Annotated in this window: 12 protein-coding genes and 1 tRNA gene; 12 read left to right on the top strand and 1 reads right to left on the bottom strand. The window is 66.1% G+C overall.

The annotated features are described in order from the left end of the window. Positions 1-13: 13 nt before the first annotated feature. Positions 14-1,240, bottom strand: a complete 1,227-nt coding sequence (locus ACIQZO_RS07270) for a pyridoxal phosphate-dependent aminotransferase (protein WP_403621438.1) — start codon at positions 1,238-1,240, stop codon at positions 14-16. A gap of 192 nt (positions 1,241-1,432) precedes the next feature. Between ACIQZO_RS07270 and ACIQZO_RS07275 the strand changes: the two genes are divergently transcribed. The 12 genes from ACIQZO_RS07275 (at position 1,433) to ACIQZO_RS07330 (ending at position 15,735) form a co-directional block, all read left to right on the top strand. Continuing rightward, a tRNA-Trp gene (locus ACIQZO_RS07275) sits at positions 1,433-1,505 on the top strand. A gap of 106 nt (positions 1,506-1,611) precedes the next feature. Then, complete coding sequence (gene secE, locus ACIQZO_RS07280; RefSeq protein ID WP_030388883.1) at positions 1,612-1,893, top strand: preprotein translocase subunit SecE; 282 nt, start codon at positions 1,612-1,614, stop codon at positions 1,891-1,893. Positions 1,894-1,976: 83 nt separating this feature from the next. Further along, positions 1,977-2,879: a transcription termination/antitermination protein NusG gene (nusG, locus tag ACIQZO_RS07285; RefSeq protein ID WP_403621441.1), complete on the top strand. Its 903-nt coding sequence runs from the start codon at positions 1,977-1,979 to the stop codon at positions 2,877-2,879. Between the two features lie 168 nt (positions 2,880-3,047). Further along, positions 3,048-3,482 carry a 50S ribosomal protein L11 gene (rplK, locus tag ACIQZO_RS07290; RefSeq protein ID WP_008739735.1) on the top strand — a complete coding sequence of 145 codons (435 nt, stop codon included), beginning with the start codon at positions 3,048-3,050 and terminating at the stop codon, positions 3,480-3,482. 87 nt (positions 3,483-3,569) lie between these two features. After that, positions 3,570-4,298: a 50S ribosomal protein L1 gene (rplA, locus tag ACIQZO_RS07295; RefSeq protein ID WP_266996557.1), complete on the top strand. Its 729-nt coding sequence runs from the start codon at positions 3,570-3,572 to the stop codon at positions 4,296-4,298. Between the two features lie 183 nt (positions 4,299-4,481). Beyond that, positions 4,482-5,429 (top strand): hypothetical protein, encoded by a 948-nt coding sequence (locus tag ACIQZO_RS07300; protein WP_403621444.1) that lies wholly within the window; start codon positions 4,482-4,484, stop codon positions 5,427-5,429. A gap of 65 nt (positions 5,430-5,494) precedes the next feature. Then, complete coding sequence (locus tag ACIQZO_RS07305) at positions 5,495-5,800, top strand: hypothetical protein (RefSeq protein ID WP_403621447.1); 306 nt, start codon at positions 5,495-5,497, stop codon at positions 5,798-5,800. Then, the gene (locus tag ACIQZO_RS07310) at positions 5,797-6,420 is read left to right on the top strand and encodes a hypothetical protein (protein ID WP_403621450.1); all 624 of its coding nucleotides are present in this window, start codon (positions 5,797-5,799) and stop codon (positions 6,418-6,420) included. The genes ACIQZO_RS07305 and ACIQZO_RS07310 overlap by 4 nt, the downstream gene beginning before the upstream one ends. A gap of 247 nt (positions 6,421-6,667) precedes the next feature. After that, complete coding sequence (gene rplJ, locus ACIQZO_RS07315; protein ID WP_030008449.1) at positions 6,668-7,198, top strand: 50S ribosomal protein L10; 531 nt, start codon at positions 6,668-6,670, stop codon at positions 7,196-7,198. Positions 7,199-7,308: 110 nt separating this feature from the next. After that, entirely contained in the window at positions 7,309-7,689 is a 381-nt protein-coding gene (gene rplL / locus ACIQZO_RS07320) for a 50S ribosomal protein L7/L12 (RefSeq protein ID WP_403621453.1), read from the top strand. A 566-nt stretch (positions 7,690-8,255) separates the two neighbouring features. Then, complete coding sequence (gene rpoB / locus ACIQZO_RS07325) at positions 8,256-11,738, top strand: DNA-directed RNA polymerase subunit beta (RefSeq protein WP_403621456.1); 3,483 nt, start codon at positions 8,256-8,258, stop codon at positions 11,736-11,738. 97 nt (positions 11,739-11,835) lie between these two features. Beyond that, entirely contained in the window at positions 11,836-15,735 is a 3,900-nt protein-coding gene (locus ACIQZO_RS07330) for a DNA-directed RNA polymerase subunit beta' (protein ID WP_403621459.1), read from the top strand. Positions 15,736-15,748: the final 13 nt, after the last annotated feature.

Consider the following 15,748-nt stretch of genomic DNA (forward strand, 5'->3'; position numbering starts at 1 on the left):
CCTCGGGTGGGTGTCAGGCCTTGGCTTCCGCCAGGAGCTTCTGGATGCGGGACACGCCCTCCGCCAGGTCCTCGTCGCCCAGGGCGTAGGACAGGCGCAGGTAGCCGGGGGTGCCGAAGGCCTCGCCCGGGACGACCGCGACCTCGACCTCGTCCAGGATCAGGGCCGCGAGCTCGACGGAGGTCTGCGGGCGCTTGCCGCGGATCTCCTTGCCGAGCAGCTCCTTGACCGAGGGGTACGCGTAGAACGCGCCCTCGGGGGTGGGGCAGAGGACGCCGTCGATCTCGTTCAGCATCCGGACCATGGTCTGGCGGCGGCGGTCGAAGGCCTTCCGCATCTCCGCGACCGCGTCCAGGTTGCCCGAGACGGCGGCGAGCGCCGCGACCTGGGCCACGTTGGAGACGTTGGAGGTGGCGTGCGACTGGAGGTTCGTCGCGGCCTTGATGACGTCCTGCGGGGCGATGATCCAGCCCACGCGCCAGCCGGTCATCGCGTAGGTCTTGGCGACGCCGTTGACGACGATGCACTTGTCGCGCAGGGCCGGGACCAGCACGGGCAGCGAGGTGAACTTCGCGTCGCCGTAGACCAGGTGCTCGTAGATCTCGTCCGTCAGCACCCACAGGCCGTGCCCGGCGGCCCACTCGCCGATCGCGCGGGCGTCGGCCTCGCTGTAGACGGCGCCCGTCGGGTTGGACGGGGAGACGAACAGGACGACCTTGGTGCGCTCGGTGCGCGCGGCCTCCAGCTGCTCGACGGAGACCTGGTAGCCGGTGGTCTCGTCGGCGACGACCTCGACCGGGACACCGCCGGCGAGACGGATCGACTCCGGGTAGGTGGTCCAGTACGGAGCCGGGACGATGACCTCGTCACCCGGGTCCAGGACGGCCGCGAAGGCCTCGTAGATCGCCTGCTTGCCGCCGTTGGTCACCAGGATCTGCGAGGCCTCGACCTCGTAGCCGGAGTCCCGCAGCGTCTTGGCGGCGATCGCGGCCTTGAGCTCGGGCAGACCGCCGGCCGGTGTGTAGCGGTGGTACTTGGGGTTGAGGCAGGCCTCGACCGCGGCCTCGACGATGTAGTCCGGGGTCGGGAAGTCGGGCTCGCCGGCACCGAAGCCGATCACCGGGCGTCCGGCGGCCTTGAGGGCCTTGGCCTTGGCGTCCACGGCGAGGGTGGCGGACTCGGAAATGGCGCCGATACGGGCGGACACCCGGCGCTCGGAGGAAGGCGTTGCAGAGGTCATACGGGCAATCGTCCCAGACGGCAAAGAAGCACCGCACACCGTTTCAGTCAACGGACTGGCGCATGTCAGCTCGGGTGCTGTTCGACGTCAGGTCCCGGTTCACGTACACTCACCTGTCGTTGGACCTCGCCGACCGCGCAAAGCGTGAGCACTCCGTGCACTCGCTCGGATGCGGTAGGTTGGGGGACGCAAAGGGTCGTAGCTCAATTGGTAGAGCACTGGTCTCCAAAACCAGCGGTTGGGGGTTCGAGTCCCTCCGGCCCTGCTCCACACTCCATCTCGGACGTGTGTGCGCAGGTACGTACTTAGATGCAACGCCGTGCGGCGCAACCGGGCGCGGTACGGCCACGACCCGGATTCAGGTGAGAGACGTGACGGACGCCCTGGGCTCCATCGACATGCCTGACGCCGAGGACGAGACGCGCGAGAAGAAGGCCCGCAAGGGCGGCAAGCGCGGCAAGAAGGGTCCTCTGGGCCGGCTCGCGCTTTTCTACCGCCAGATTGTCGCGGAACTCCGCAAGGTTGTCTGGCCGACTCGCAACCAGCTCACGACGTACACCACCGTGGTGATTGTCTTCGTGGTCATCATGATCGGTCTGGTGACCGTGATTGACTTTGGGTTCGAAAAAGCCATCAAGTTCGTCTTCGGCTGATCCCCGCGGGGGGCGGCGCCTTGATGGTGTCGCCCGTTTTCGCATGTTCCACCACCTTTTGTATCCAGGAAGAAGCAGCCACCGTGTCTGACCCGAACCTGAACGCGAGCCACGACTCCGTCGAGTCCGTCGAGGACGAGCTCGACATCGTCGAGGCGGCGGACGCTGTGGACCCCGACGAGGTCGAGCTCGCCGACGCCGAGGCGGGTGCCGCCGCCGAAGAGGCCGCGCTGCACGTCGAGTCCGAGTCCGACGAGGTCGAGGCCGAGGCTGACACCGAGGTCGAAGAGGCTGCTGACGACGCCGAGGCCGACGAGGAAGAGGCCGAAGAGGCGGAAGAGGCCGCTCCGGTCGAGCCCGCCGAGCCCGTCGACCCCATCCAGGCCCTGCGCGAGGAGCTGCGTCTCCTGCCCGGCGAGTGGTACGTGATCCACACCTACGCCGGCTACGAGAAGCGCGTGAAGGCCAACCTGGAGCAGCGCGCCGTCTCGCTGAACGTCGAGGAGTTCATCTACCAGGCCGAGGTGCCCGAGGAAGAGATCGTCCAGATCAAGAACGGCGAGCGCAAGAACGTCCGGCAGAACAAGCTGCCCGGTTACGTTCTGGTTCGCATGGATCTGACGAACGAGTCCTGGGGCGTCGTCCGCAACACGCCTGGCGTCACCGGCTTCGTGGGCAACGCGTACGACCCTTACCCGCTGACCCTGGACGAGATCCTCAAGATGCTCGCCCCGGAGGCGCAGGAGAAGGCCGCCAAGGCCGCCGCGGAAGAGGCCGGCCTGCCCGCGCCCTCCGTCAAGCGCACCATCGAGGTCCTGGACTTCGAGGTCGGCGACTCGGTCACCGTCACCGACGGCCCGTTCGCGACGCTGCAGGCGACCATCAACGAGATCAACCCCGACTCGAAGAAGGTCAAGGGCCTCGTCGAGATCTTCGGTCGCGAGACCCCGGTCGAGCTGAGCTTCGACCAGATCCAGAAGAACTGACGATCTTCTGAGCCAACGCTTCCGGACAGGTCAGATTGCCCCCTGAAGGGCGGTCTGACCTGCTCGGTTTTCAGCCCCGCTCCGATACCCGTTATCGTGGTGCGGTATGCCTCCATCCGGATGACCGGATTGGCGGCGAAAAACTCTCACTAGGACCCGGAGAGAGCAATGCCTCCCAAGAAGAAGAAGGTCACGGGGCTTATCAAGCTCCAGATCAAGGCCGGTGCGGCCAACCCGGCTCCGCCGGTCGGCCCCGCGCTCGGTCAGCACGGCGTCAACATCATGGAGTTCTGCAAGGCCTACAACGCCGCGACCGAGTCGCAGCGTGGCATGGTCGTGCCGGTGGAGATCACGGTCTACGACGACCGCTCCTTCACCTTCATCACCAAGACTCCGCCGGCCGCGCGCCTGATCCTGAAGGCCGCGGGCATCGAGAAGGGCTCCGGCGAGCCGCACAAGACCAAGGTCGCCAAGCTCACCGGCGCCCAGGTCCGCGAGATCGCCGAGCTGAAGATGCCCGACCTGAACGCCAACGACGTCGATGCCGCGATGAAGATCATCGCCGGCACCGCGCGCTCGATGGGCGTCACGGTCGAAGGCTGATCCAGCCACCCCAGCACCACCAGTGGTAGGGCCAAGCGCTGGTCCGCACCACGACTCCATGCCTGAAGCCGAAATACAGGAGCAGAAGTGAAGCGCAGCAAGACTCTCCGCGCTGCGGACGCCAAGATCGACCGGGAGAAGCAGTACGCCCCGCTCGAGGCCGTCCGTCTCGCCAAGGAGACCTCCGCGACCAAGTTCGACAGCACCGTCGAGGTCGCCTTCCGCCTGGGTGTCGACCCGCGCAAGGCCGACCAGATGGTCCGTGGCACCGTGAACCTCCCGCACGGCACCGGCAAGACCGCCCGGGTCCTGGTCTTCGCGACCGGTGACCGTGCTGCGGCCGCGGAAGCCGCCGGCGCCGACATCGTCGGCGATGACGAGCTGATCAACGAGATCGCCAAGGGCAACCGCCTGAACGAGTTCGACGCCGTTGTGGCCACCCCGGACCTCATGGGCAAGGTCGGCCGCCTCGGCCGCGTGCTCGGTCCCCGTGGCCTCATGCCGAACCCGAAGACCGGCACCGTCACGATGGACGTCGCGAAGGCTGTCACCGAGATCAAGGGTGGCAAGATCGAGTTCCGCGTCGACAAGCACTCGAACCTGCACTTCATCATCGGCAAGGTCTCCTTCTCCGATGAGCAGCTGGTCGAGAACTACGGCGCGGCCCTGGACGAGATCCTTCGTCTGAAGCCGTCCGCCGCGAAGGGCCGCTACATCAAGAAGGCCGCCCTCAGCACCACCATGGGCCCCGGCATCCAGCTGGACTCCAACCGCACCCGGAACCTCCTCGTCGAGGAAGACCCGGCTGCTGTCTGATCCGGCTGAGCCCAACGGCTCACCGATCGACTGAACGGGCCCCTCGCCCCCTTCACAGGGCGGCGAGGGGCCCGTTTCCGTGTTGAGGGCCACATACCCCCTCATGGGTCCTAATCGGGGCGCGATCCCGCCGATCAGGAACGTAAGGTCGGCTGGAACAAGCGATCGATCAAGAGGTGGGGGATGCGCGTGTCCGCGTACCGGAAGAAGACCATCGGCGCCGCGCTGGCCGCCGTACTGCTCGTGGGTGGGGCCACGGCGTGCGAGAGCGGCAAGAAGGACGACGCGGGCAAGGCCGCGACCGGGGCTTCCGCGCAGCCGAGCAAGCCCGCGGCCGGCGGTTCGGCCACCGAGGCGCTCGCGGCCGCGTACAAGAAGACCTCGGCGGCCAAGTCGGCCAAGGTCCGCATGACCATGTCGATGCCCGCGACGCTGGGCGGCGGCGGCACCGTGGAGATGACCGGTACCCAGGGCTGGGACCCGCAGGTCATGGACATCACCATGAAGGGCGCGCTCACCCCGGGTGCGGGCGCCGACTCCATGCGCATGATCATGTCGAACAACGTCATGTACATGGAGGTGCCGAAGGACTCCCCGATGTCCGAGGGCCTGGACGGCAAGCGCTGGATGAAGCTGGACATCACCGCTGCCGCGGAGGCCTCCGGCGACGCCGAGGCGATCAAGAAGCTCAGCGGCATGAGCACCATGGACCAGAACCAGGACCCGGCCAAGCAGCTCGCCCTGCTGCTCAGCTCGCCGAACGTGAAGCACCTCGGGGCCGAGAAGGTCGAGGGTGTGGACGCCGAGCACTACAAGGGCACGGTGAGCTTCGAGGAGATGCTCGCGGTGAACGAGTCCGCCAAGGTGCTTTCGGAGGCCGAGCGCACCAAGCTCGTCGAGGCCACGAAGAAGGCCGGCATCAAGGGCTACGACATGGACGTGTGGCTCAACAAGGACGGCTACCCGGTCCATATGAAGGTGGGCATCGGGATGCCCCAGGGGGCCATGAATATGGACGCCTACTACTCGGACTACGGCTCCGCGGCCACCGTGCAGACCCCGCCGGAGAGCGAGACCCTCGACCTCTTCGCGATGCTCAAGGAACTGGGCGGGCTCGGCGCGGGGGCCTGACCTCCCCGTGCGCCCGAGCAGCACGACGCATTTCAGCAACAAGATCCACACTGGGGGAGAACCAGATGAACAAGGCTGTCCGGACCCGAGCCGGAATCGCGATGGCGGGCACCGCACTGCTCGTGGGCGGCCTCACGGCCTGCGGCGGCGGCAAGGCCGACGCGGGCACCGGCGCGGGCGACGGGGGGAAGGCCGCCGCGGAGAAGGCAGCCGCGGAGAAGGCGCACTCGCCCGTGGAGGCGATCAAGGCGTCCTACCTGAAGACGGTGGCCGCCCGGTTCGCCAAGGCGGAGCTGTCGATCGTCGAGAGCGACGGCAGACCAGCGGCCAGTCCGGCACCAGGGGCTGGTACCCGTCCAGCCACGACGTGATCCTCAAGAGCGAGAAGCCCGACACCCGCTCGATCATGATCGGCGACATGGTCTACACCCACCAGGGCGAGCCCCTGGAGGGCAAGGCCTGGATGAGCATGAACCTGGCCAAGGACGGCAAGCCGGGGGTGCGGCTCAACGACGACCCGGCCGAGTACCTCGGCATGCTCCTGGGCCAGGAGCAGCTCACGCACGTCGGCGCCGGGAAGACGTCCGACGGCATCGACGCCGAGCACTACAAGGGCAGCTTCACCAACGCCGACCTGCTCAAGGCGGACGAGTCCACCAAAGCCATGGAGGCGGCGAACCGCACCTACCTCCACGAGTCCGTGAAGCACATCACCACCTTCGAGGTGGACCTGTGGATCGGCAAGGACGGCTACCCGGTCCGCGCGGACACCGTGAGCGCGGACGGCAAGGGCACGACGAAGACCACGGCCACGTTCTCCGACTACGGCAAGGTCGGGCCGATCCAGGCCCCGCCGGCCGACCAGGTCATCGCCTTCGACGCGGTGATGAAGGAGACCGACCGCAAGCTCAAGCAGGCCGACGAGGACCTGAAGGAGGCCGACAAGACGCTCCGGGACGCCGGACTGGGCGGCCTGGACCTCGACTCCTGAGGCGATTTGCCTCGGCTGCACCCCTTCACGTAGTCTTCTCCAGAAGCCAAAGACCGCTGGTCGTTGCCGTGCCTGCAAGGGTTCGGTGGCCGAAGGATCCGTTGAATGCGGACGACCCGCGTAGGTGACTGTGGAAGGTTCCCGGAATTCGTTCCGGTTGAGCCACGCCCTGGCGCCTGCGCCGGGGCGTTTCTTATTTCAGCCCCTTCTGAGCGGTCCTCATCACCCGGAAGGAGGCGAACGCACCATGCCGACGCCCAACAAGGCTGCATCGGTAGCCGAGCTCAAGGACGCGTTCCAGAGCTCGAACGCCGCCGTGCTGACCGAGTACCGGGGTCTCACCGTCGCGCAGCTCAAGACGCTGCGTCGCTCCCTTGGTGAGAACGCCCAGTACGCCGTGGTGAAGAACACGCTGACCAAGATTGCGGCCAACCAGGCCGGGATCACCGCGCTGGACGAGCACTTCGCTGGTCCGACCGCGGTCGCCTTCATCACCGGTGACCCGGTGGAGTCGGCGAAGAGCCTGCGTGACTTCGCCAAGGACAACCCGAACCTCATCATCAAGGCGGGTGTCCTTGATGGTAAGGCGCTCACCGCCGATGAGATCAAGAAGCTTGCGGACCTCGAGTCCCGCGAGGTTCTGCTCAGCAAGCTGGCCGGCGCGTTCAAGGGCAAGCAGTCTCAGGCTGCCTCGCTCTTCCAGGCGCTGCCGTCGAAGTTCGTCCGCACCGCGGAAGCGCTTCGCGTCAAGCTCGCCGAGCAGGGCGGTGCCGAGTAATTCGGCTCGCGCATTGATCCACGCCGCCTAGTGCGTGGGTCGCAGCGGGCCGTTACGCCCGCCTCTATATACATCCGGCACCTGCCGAATTAGTGGAAGGATCGCCCATCATGGCGAAGCTCTCTCAGGACGACCTCCTCGCCCAGTTCGAGGAGATGACCCTCATCGAGCTCTCCGAGTTCGTGAAGGCGTTCGAGGACAAGTTCGACGTCACCGCCGCCGCGGCCGTCGCCGCTGCCCCGGTCGGTGGCGCTGCCGCCCCCGAGGCCGCTGAGGAGCAGGACGAGTTCGACGTCATCCTCACCGGTGCCGGCGACAAGAAGATCCAGGTCATCAAGGTCGTGCGTGAGCTGACCTCCCTGGGTCTGAAGGAGGCCAAGGACCTCGTGGACGGCGCTCCGAAGCCGGTCCTCGAGAAGGTCGCCAAGGAGGCCGCTGAGAAGGCCGCCGAGTCCCTCAAGGCTGCCGGCGCGGCTGTCGAGGTCAAGTAACACCTCTGGGGCCCTCTGGGGCCCCAACCAAGGGCGATCACCCGTAAGGGTGGTCGCCCTTTGGCGTACCCGTAGTGCCTGACTTGCCCTGGTCTCGTTGGGGAGTAGGGTGATCATCGTTGCTCCGCGGGAGGGTCCTGAGATGATCCGGTCGGAGCAGGGGGCCTTGACGAACGGGACGCGGCGCGCAATTCTCAGACCCGTCGAGAGGTCGGCCACCTCGATGCGAGATCCGAGGCATGGATCGACTACGAAGAGGGCAGTACTGATACGCGCTTTGTGTATGAGGGCCGAAGCGTTGGACGCAGTGTTGAACGACATGGGGAAGGCCTGTTGCCGGTTTCCGGAGACCTGGTCTGGACATCAGTGAGCCTAGTGGCTACACTGACCCTTTGCGCTGCCTGTTAGCTGTCCCCTGCCCGTCGCCAGGGACATGCCCACGCTTGAGCACACTTGATTGATCCACCCCGACCTGGCCTTTTCGGTTGGATTTGGGGGGCTTGTCTTCTGTGTCTGCTGGGACCGGTACGCGCGTAGTGAGTCCGAGCCCTCGGAAGGACCCCCTCTTGGCCGCCTCGCGCAACGCCTCGACCAATACGAACAACGGTGCCAGCACCGCCCCGCTGCGCATCTCCTTTGCAAAGATCAAGGAGCCCCTCGAGGTTCCGAACCTCTTGGCGCTGCAGACCGAGAGCTTTGACTGGCTTCTCGGCAATGCCGCCTGGAAGTCTCGCGTCGAGTCGGCGCTTGAGAGTGGACAGGACGTCCCCACCAAGTCCGGTCTGGAAGAGATCTTCGAGGAGATCTCGCCGATCGAGGACTTCTCCGGGTCGATGTCGCTGACCTTCCGCGACCACCGTTTCGAGCCGGCGAAGAACTCTGTCGACGAGTGCAAGGAGCGCGACTTCACGTACGCGGCTCCGCTGTTCGTCACGGCCGAGTTTACGAACAACGAGACCGGAGAGATCAAGTCTCAGACGGTCTTCATGGGCGATTTCCCGCTCATGACCAACAAGGGCACCTTCGTCATCAACGGCACCGAGCGTGTCGTCGTGTCGCAGCTTGTCCGCTCCCCCGGTGTCTACTTCGACTCCTCGATCGACAAGACGTCCGACAAGGACATCTTCTCCGCCAAGATCATCCCGTCCCGGGGTGCCTGGCTGGAGATGGAGATCGACAAGCGCGACATGGTCGGTGTCCGCATCGACCGCAAGCGCAAGCAGTCCGTCACCGTCCTCCTGAAGGCTCTCGGCTGGACCACCGAGCAGATCCTCGAGGAGTTCGGCGAGTACGAGTCCATGCGCGCCACCCTGGAGAAGGACCACACCCAGGGGCAGGACGACGCGCTGCTCGACATCTACCGCAAGCTGCGTCCGGGTGAGCCGCCGACCCGTGAGGCCGCTCAGACGCTGCTCGAGAACCTCTACTTCAACCCGAAGCGCTACGACCTCGCCAAGGTCGGCCGCTACAAGGTGAACAAGAAGCTCGGCGCCGACGAGCCGCTCGACGCCGGTGTTCTCACCACCGACGACGTCATCGCGACCATCCGGTACCTGGTCAAGCTGCACGCCGGCGAGACCGAGACCACCGGCGAGTCCGGCCGTGAGATCGTCGTCGAGACCGACGACATCGACCACTTCGGCAACCGTCGTCTGCGCAACGTCGGCGAGCTCATCCAGAACCAGGTCCGCACGGGTCTGGCTCGTATGGAGCGCGTCGTCCGCGAGCGGATGACCACGCAGGACGTCGAGGCGATCACGCCGCAGACCCTGATCAACATCCGGCCGGTCGTCGCCTCCATCAAGGAGTTCTTCGGCACCAGCCAGCTGTCGCAGTTCATGGACCAGAACAACCCGCTGTCGGGTCTCACCCACAAGCGCCGTCTGTCGGCGCTCGGCCCGGGTGGTCTGTCCCGTGAGCGGGCCGGCTTCGAGGTCCGAGACGTTCACCCGTCGCACTACGGCCGCATGTGCCCGATCGAGACCCCTGAAGGCCCGAACATCGGTCTGATCGGCTCGCTCGCCTCCTACGGTCGCGTCAACGCGTTCGGTTTCGTCGAGACCCCGTACCGCAAGGTCATCGACGGTGTCGTCACCGACGACGTCGACTACCTCACGGCCGACGAGGAAGACCGCTTCGTCATCGCCCAGGCCAACGCCGGCCTGTCCGACGACATGCGCTTCACCGAGAACCGCGTGCTGGTGCGCCGTCGTGGCGGCGAGATCGACTACATCGCCGGCGACGACGTCGACTACATGGACGTCTCCCCGCGCCAGATGGTGTCCGTCGCGACCGCGATGATCCCCTTCCTGGAGCACGACGACGCCAACCGTGCCCTCATGGGCGCGAACATGATGCGCCAGGCCGTTCCGCTCATCAAGGCGGAGGCCCCGCTCGTCGGCACCGGCATGGAGTACCGCTGTGCGGTCGACGCCGGCGACTCGATCAAGGCGGAGAAGGACGGTGTCGTCCAGGAGGTCTCGGCCGACTACATCACCGTCGCCAACGACGACGGCACGTACACCACGTACCGCGTCGCCAAGTTCTCCCGCTCGAACCAGGGCACCTCGGTCAACCAGAAGGTCATCGTCAACGAGGGTGACCGCATCGTCGAGGCGCAGGTGCTCGCCGATGGTCCGGCGACCGAAGAGGGCGAAATGGCCCTCGGCAAGAACCTGCTCGTCGCGTTCATGCCCTGGGAAGGTCACAACTACGAGGACGCGATCATCCTGTCGCAGCGCCTCGTACAGGACGACGTCCTCTCCTCGATTCACATCGAGGAGCACGAGGTCGACGCCCGTGACACCAAGCTGGGCCCCGAGGAGATCACCCGGGACATCCCGAACGTCTCCGAGGAGGTCCTCGCGGACCTCGACGAGCGCGGCATCATCCGCATCGGTGCGGACGTCGTCGCCGGCGACATCCTGGTCGGCAAGGTCACGCCCAAGGGCGAGACCGAGCTGACCCCGGAGGAGCGCCTGCTCCGCGCGATCTTCGGTGAGAAGGCCCGCGAGGTGCGTGACACCTCGCTCAAGGTTCCTCACGGTGAGATCGGCAAGGTCATCGGTGTCCGCGTCTTCGACCGCGAGGAGGGCGACGAGCTTCCTCCGGGCGTGAACCAGCTGGTTCGCGTCTACGTCGCCCAGAAGCGCAAGATCACCGACGGTGACAAGCTCGCCGGCCGCCACGGCAACAAGGGTGTCATCTCCAAGATCCTTCCGATCGAGGACATGCCCTTCCTTGAGGACGGCACGCCGGTCGACATCATCCTCAACCCGCTGGGTGTCCCGTCCCGAATGAACCCGGGACAGGTCCTGGAGATCCACCTCGGCTGGCTCGCCAGTCGCGGCTGGGACGTCTCCGGGGTCGCCGAGGAGTGGGCCGAGCGACTGAAGGTCATCGGCGCCGACCGGGTCGAGCCCGGTACCAACGTCGCCACCCCGGTGTTCGACGGTGCCCGCGAGGACGAACTCGCCGGCCTCTTCGAGCACACGCTGCCGAACCGCGACGGGGACCGCCTGGTCCTGCCGACCGGTAAGGCGCACCTGTTCGACGGCCGCTCCGGCGAGCCGTTCCCGGAGCCGGTCTCGATCGGCTACATGTACATCCTCAAGCTCCACCACCTGGTCGACGACAAGCTCCACGCTCGGTCGACCGGTCCGTACTCGATGATCACGCAGCAGCCGCTGGGTGGTAAGGCGCAGTTCGGTGGCCAGCGCTTCGGTGAGATGGAGGTGTGGGCGCTCGAGGCTTATGGCGCCGCTTACGCCCTCCAGGAGCTGCTGACCATCAAGTCCGACGACGTCACCGGCCGCGTGAAGGTCTACGAGGCCATCGTCAAGGGCGAGAACATCCCCGAGCCGGGCATTCCCGAGTCCTTCAAGGTGCTCATCAAGGAAATGCAGTCGCTCTGCCTCAACGTGGAGGTGCTGTCCTCGGACGGCATGTCCATCGAGATGCGCGACACCGACGAGGACGTCTTCCGCGCGGCGGAGGAGCTCGGTATCGACCTGTCCCGGCGCGAGCCGAGCAGCGTCGAAGAGGTCTGACGGGCCTGACGGGGGGCTCGCTCAAGAGCCCCCCGTCATCCCCGGGACCGTTCAGACCATGATTGAGACTCGACCCCGAAAGAGGGATTGACGCACAGTGCTCGACGTCAACTTCTTCGACGAGCTGCGGATCGGCCTTGCCACCGCGGACGACATCCGAACCTGGTCGCACGGCGAGGTCAAGAAGCCGGAGACCATCAACTACCGCACCCTCAAGCCCGAGAAGGACGGACTCTTCTGCGAGAAGATCTTCGGTCCTACCCGGGACTGGGAGTGCTACTGCGGTAAGTACAAGCGTGTCCGCTTCAAGGGCATCATCTGTGAGCGTTGTGGCGTCGAGGTCACTCGCGCCAAGGTGCGCCGTGAGCGGATGGGCCACATTGAGCTTGCCGCTCCCGTCACCCACATCTGGTACTTCAAGGGCGTCCCGTCGCGCCTCGGATACCTGCTGGACCTCGCGCCGAAGGACCTCGAGAAGGTCATCTACTTCGCCGCGTACATGATCACGTTCGTCGACGACGAGCGTCGCACCCGCGACCTCCCGTCGCTGGAGGCGCACGTCTCCGTCGAGCGCCAGCAGATCGAGAACCGCCGTGACGCGGACCTCGAAGGCCGTGCCAAGAAGCTCGAGACCGACCTGGGCGAGCTCGAGGCCGAGGGCGCGAAGGCCGACGTACGCCGCAAGGTGCGCGAAGGTGCCGAGCGCGAGATGAAGCAGCTCCGTGACCGCGCCCAGCGCGAGATCGACCGCCTCGACGAGGTGTGGGCCCGCTTCAAGAACCTCAAGGTCCAGGACCTGGAGGGCGACGAGCTCCTGTACCGCGAGCTGCGTGACCGCTTCGGCACGTACTTCGACGGCTGCATGGGCGCCGCGGCGCTGCAGAAGCGCCTGGAGTCCTTCGACCTCGACGAGGAGGCCGAGCGCCTCCGCGAGATCATCCGTACCGGCAAGGGCCAGAAGAAGACCCGTGCGCTCAAGCGCCTCAAGGTCGTCTCCGCGTTCCTGCAGACCAGCAACAAGCCCAAGGGCATGGTTCTGGACTGCGTGCCGGTGATCCCGCCGGACCTGCGTCCGATGGTGCAGCTGGACGGTGGCCGCTTCGCGACCTCCGACCTGAACGACCTGTACCGCCGCGTGATCAACCGCAACAACCGTCTGAAGCGTCTCCTGGACCTCGGTGCGCCCGAGATCATCGTGAACAACGAGAAGCGCATGCTTCAGGAGGCCGTGGACGCCCTCTTCGACAACGGTCGTCGTGGTCGTCCGGTGACCGGTCCCGGTAACCGTCCCCTGAAGTCCCTCAGCGACATGCTGAAGGGCAAGCAGGGTCGATTCCGTCAGAACCTTCTCGGTAAGCGCGTGGACTACTCCGCGCGTTCCGTGATCGTCGTCGGTCCGCAGCTGAAGCTGCACCAGTGTGGTCTGCCCAAGGCCATGGCGCTGGAGCTCTTCAAGCCGTTCGTGATGAAGCGCCTGGTCGACCTGAACCACGCGCAGAACATCAAGTCGGCGAAGCGCATGGTCGAGCGCGGCCGCACGGTCGTCTACGACGTGCTCGAAGAGGTCATCGCCGAGCACCCGGTTCTGCTGAACCGCGCGCCCACGCTGCACCGCCTCGGCATCCAGGCCTTCGAGCCCCAGCTGGTCGAAGGCAAGGCCATCCAGATCCACCCGCTCGTCTGCACCGCGTTCAACGCGGACTTCGACGGTGACCAGATGGCCGTGCACCTGCCGCTTTCGGCAGAGGCGCAGGCCGAGGCCCGCATCCTGATGCTGTCCTCGAACAACATCCTGAAGCCGGCAGACGGTCGTCCCGTCACCATGCCGACCCAGGACATGGTGCTGGGTCTGTTCTTCCTCACCACCGACGGCGAGCTCCGTGACGTCAAGGGCGAGGGCCGTGCGTTCGGCTCGACCGCCGAGGCGACCATGGCGTTCGACAACAGCGAGCTGGCTCTCCAGTCGGCCGTCGACATCCGCTTCCCGGTGGGCACCATCCCGCCGCGCGGCTGGGTGCCCCCGGTCCGCGAAGAGGGCGAGCAGGAGTTCCAGCCGGGCGACAGCTTCCGTCTGCGCACCACCCTGGGCCGCGCGCTCTTCAACGAGCTGCTGCCCGAGGACTACCCGTTCGTCGACTACTCGGTGGGCAAGAAGCAGCTCTCCGAGATCGTCAACGACCTGGCGGAGCGCTACCCCAAGGTCATCGTGGCGGCGACGCTCGACAACCTGAAGGCGGCCGGCTTCCACTGGGCGACCCGTTCGGGCGTCACCGTGGCCATCTCCGACGTCGTCGTGCCCGAGGCCAAGAAGGCCATCGTCAAGGGCTACGAGGAGCTGGACGAGAAGGTCCAGAAGCAGTACGAGCGCGGTCTGATCACCAAGGACGAGCGCACGCAGGAGCTCATCGCGATCTGGACCAAGGCGACCAATGAGGTTGCCGAGGCGATGAACGCGAACTTCCCCAAGACGAACCCCATCTTCATGATGGTTGACTCGGGTGCCCGAGGAAACATGATGCAGATGCGACAGATCGCCGGTATGCGTGGTCTGGTGTCGAACGCGAAGAACGAGACCATCCCGCGTCCGATCAAGGCGTCCTTCCGTGAGGGCCTCACCGTTCTGGAGTACTTCATCTCCACGCACGGTGCCCGTAAGGGTCTGGCGGACACCGCCCTGCGTACCGCCGACTCGGGTTACCTGACCCGTCGTCTGGTGGACGTCTCGCAGGACGTGATCATCCGCGAGGAGGACTGCGGCACCGAGCGCGGTCTGAAGCTGAAGATCGCCGTTCGCGGCGAGGACGGCGCGCTGCGCAAGGCCGACGACGTCGAGACCTCGATCTACGCCCGCATGCTGGCCGAGGACGTCGTCATCGACGGCAAGGTCATCGCGCCGGCCAACGTCGACCTCGGTGACGTGCTCATCGACGCCCTGGTCGCCAACGGCGTCGAGGAGGTCAAGACCCGTTCGGTCCTGACCTGTGAGTCCGCGGTCGGCACCTGTGCCTTCTGCTACGGACGCTCGCTCGCCACCGGCAAGCTGGTCGACATCGGTGAGGCGGTCGGCATCATCGCCGCCCAGTCCATCGGTGAGCCCGGTACCCAGCTGACGATGCGTACCTTCCACACCGGTGGTGTGGCCGGTGACGACATCACGCAGGGTCTGCCGCGTGTCGTCGAGCTCTTCGAGGCCCGTACCCCGAAGGGTGTCGCCCCGATCTCCGAGGCCGCCGGCCGCGTGCGGATCGAGGAGACCGAGAAGACGAAGAAGATCGTCATCACGCCCGACGACGGCAGCGACGAGACGCCGTTCCCGATCTCGAAGCGCGCCAAGGTCATCGTGCACGAGGGCGACCACGTCGAGGTGGGCCAGAAGCTCACCATGGGTGCCACCAACCCGCACGACGTGCTGCGCATCCTCGGTCAGCGTGCCGTCCAGGTCCACCTGGTCGGCGAAGTCCAGAAGGTCTACAACTCGCAGGGCGTGTCGATCCACGACAAGCACATCGAGATCATCATTCGGCAGATGCTGCGCCGCGTGACGATCATCGAGTCCGGCGACGCGGAGCTCCTGCCGGGCGAGCTGGTCGAGCGGTCGAAGTTCGAGACCGAGAACCGTCGTGTGGTCACCGAGGGCGGTCACCCCGCCTCCGGCCGTCCGCAGCTGATGGGTATCACCAAGGCCTCGCTCGCCACCGAGTCGTGGCTGTCGGCGGCGTCCTTCCAGGAGACGACCAGGGTTCTGACGGACGCGGCGATCAACGCCAAGTCCGACTCCCTGATCGGCCTCAAGGAGAACGTCATCATCGGTAAGCTCATCCCGGCCGGTACGGGTCTCGCCCGCTACCGCAACATCCGGGTCGAGCCCACCGAAGAGGCCAAGGCCGCGATGTACTCGGCCGTCGGTTACGACGACATCGACTACTCGCCCTTCGGCTCCGGCTCCGGCCAGGCTGTCCCGCTGGAGGACTACGACTACGGCCCGTACAACGGCTGACAGCTCGTAAGAA

The organism is Streptomyces sp. NPDC097617, from assembly GCF_044761485.1.
In the GTDB taxonomy this organism is placed as follows: Bacteria; Actinomycetota; Actinomycetes; order Streptomycetales; family Streptomycetaceae; genus Streptomyces.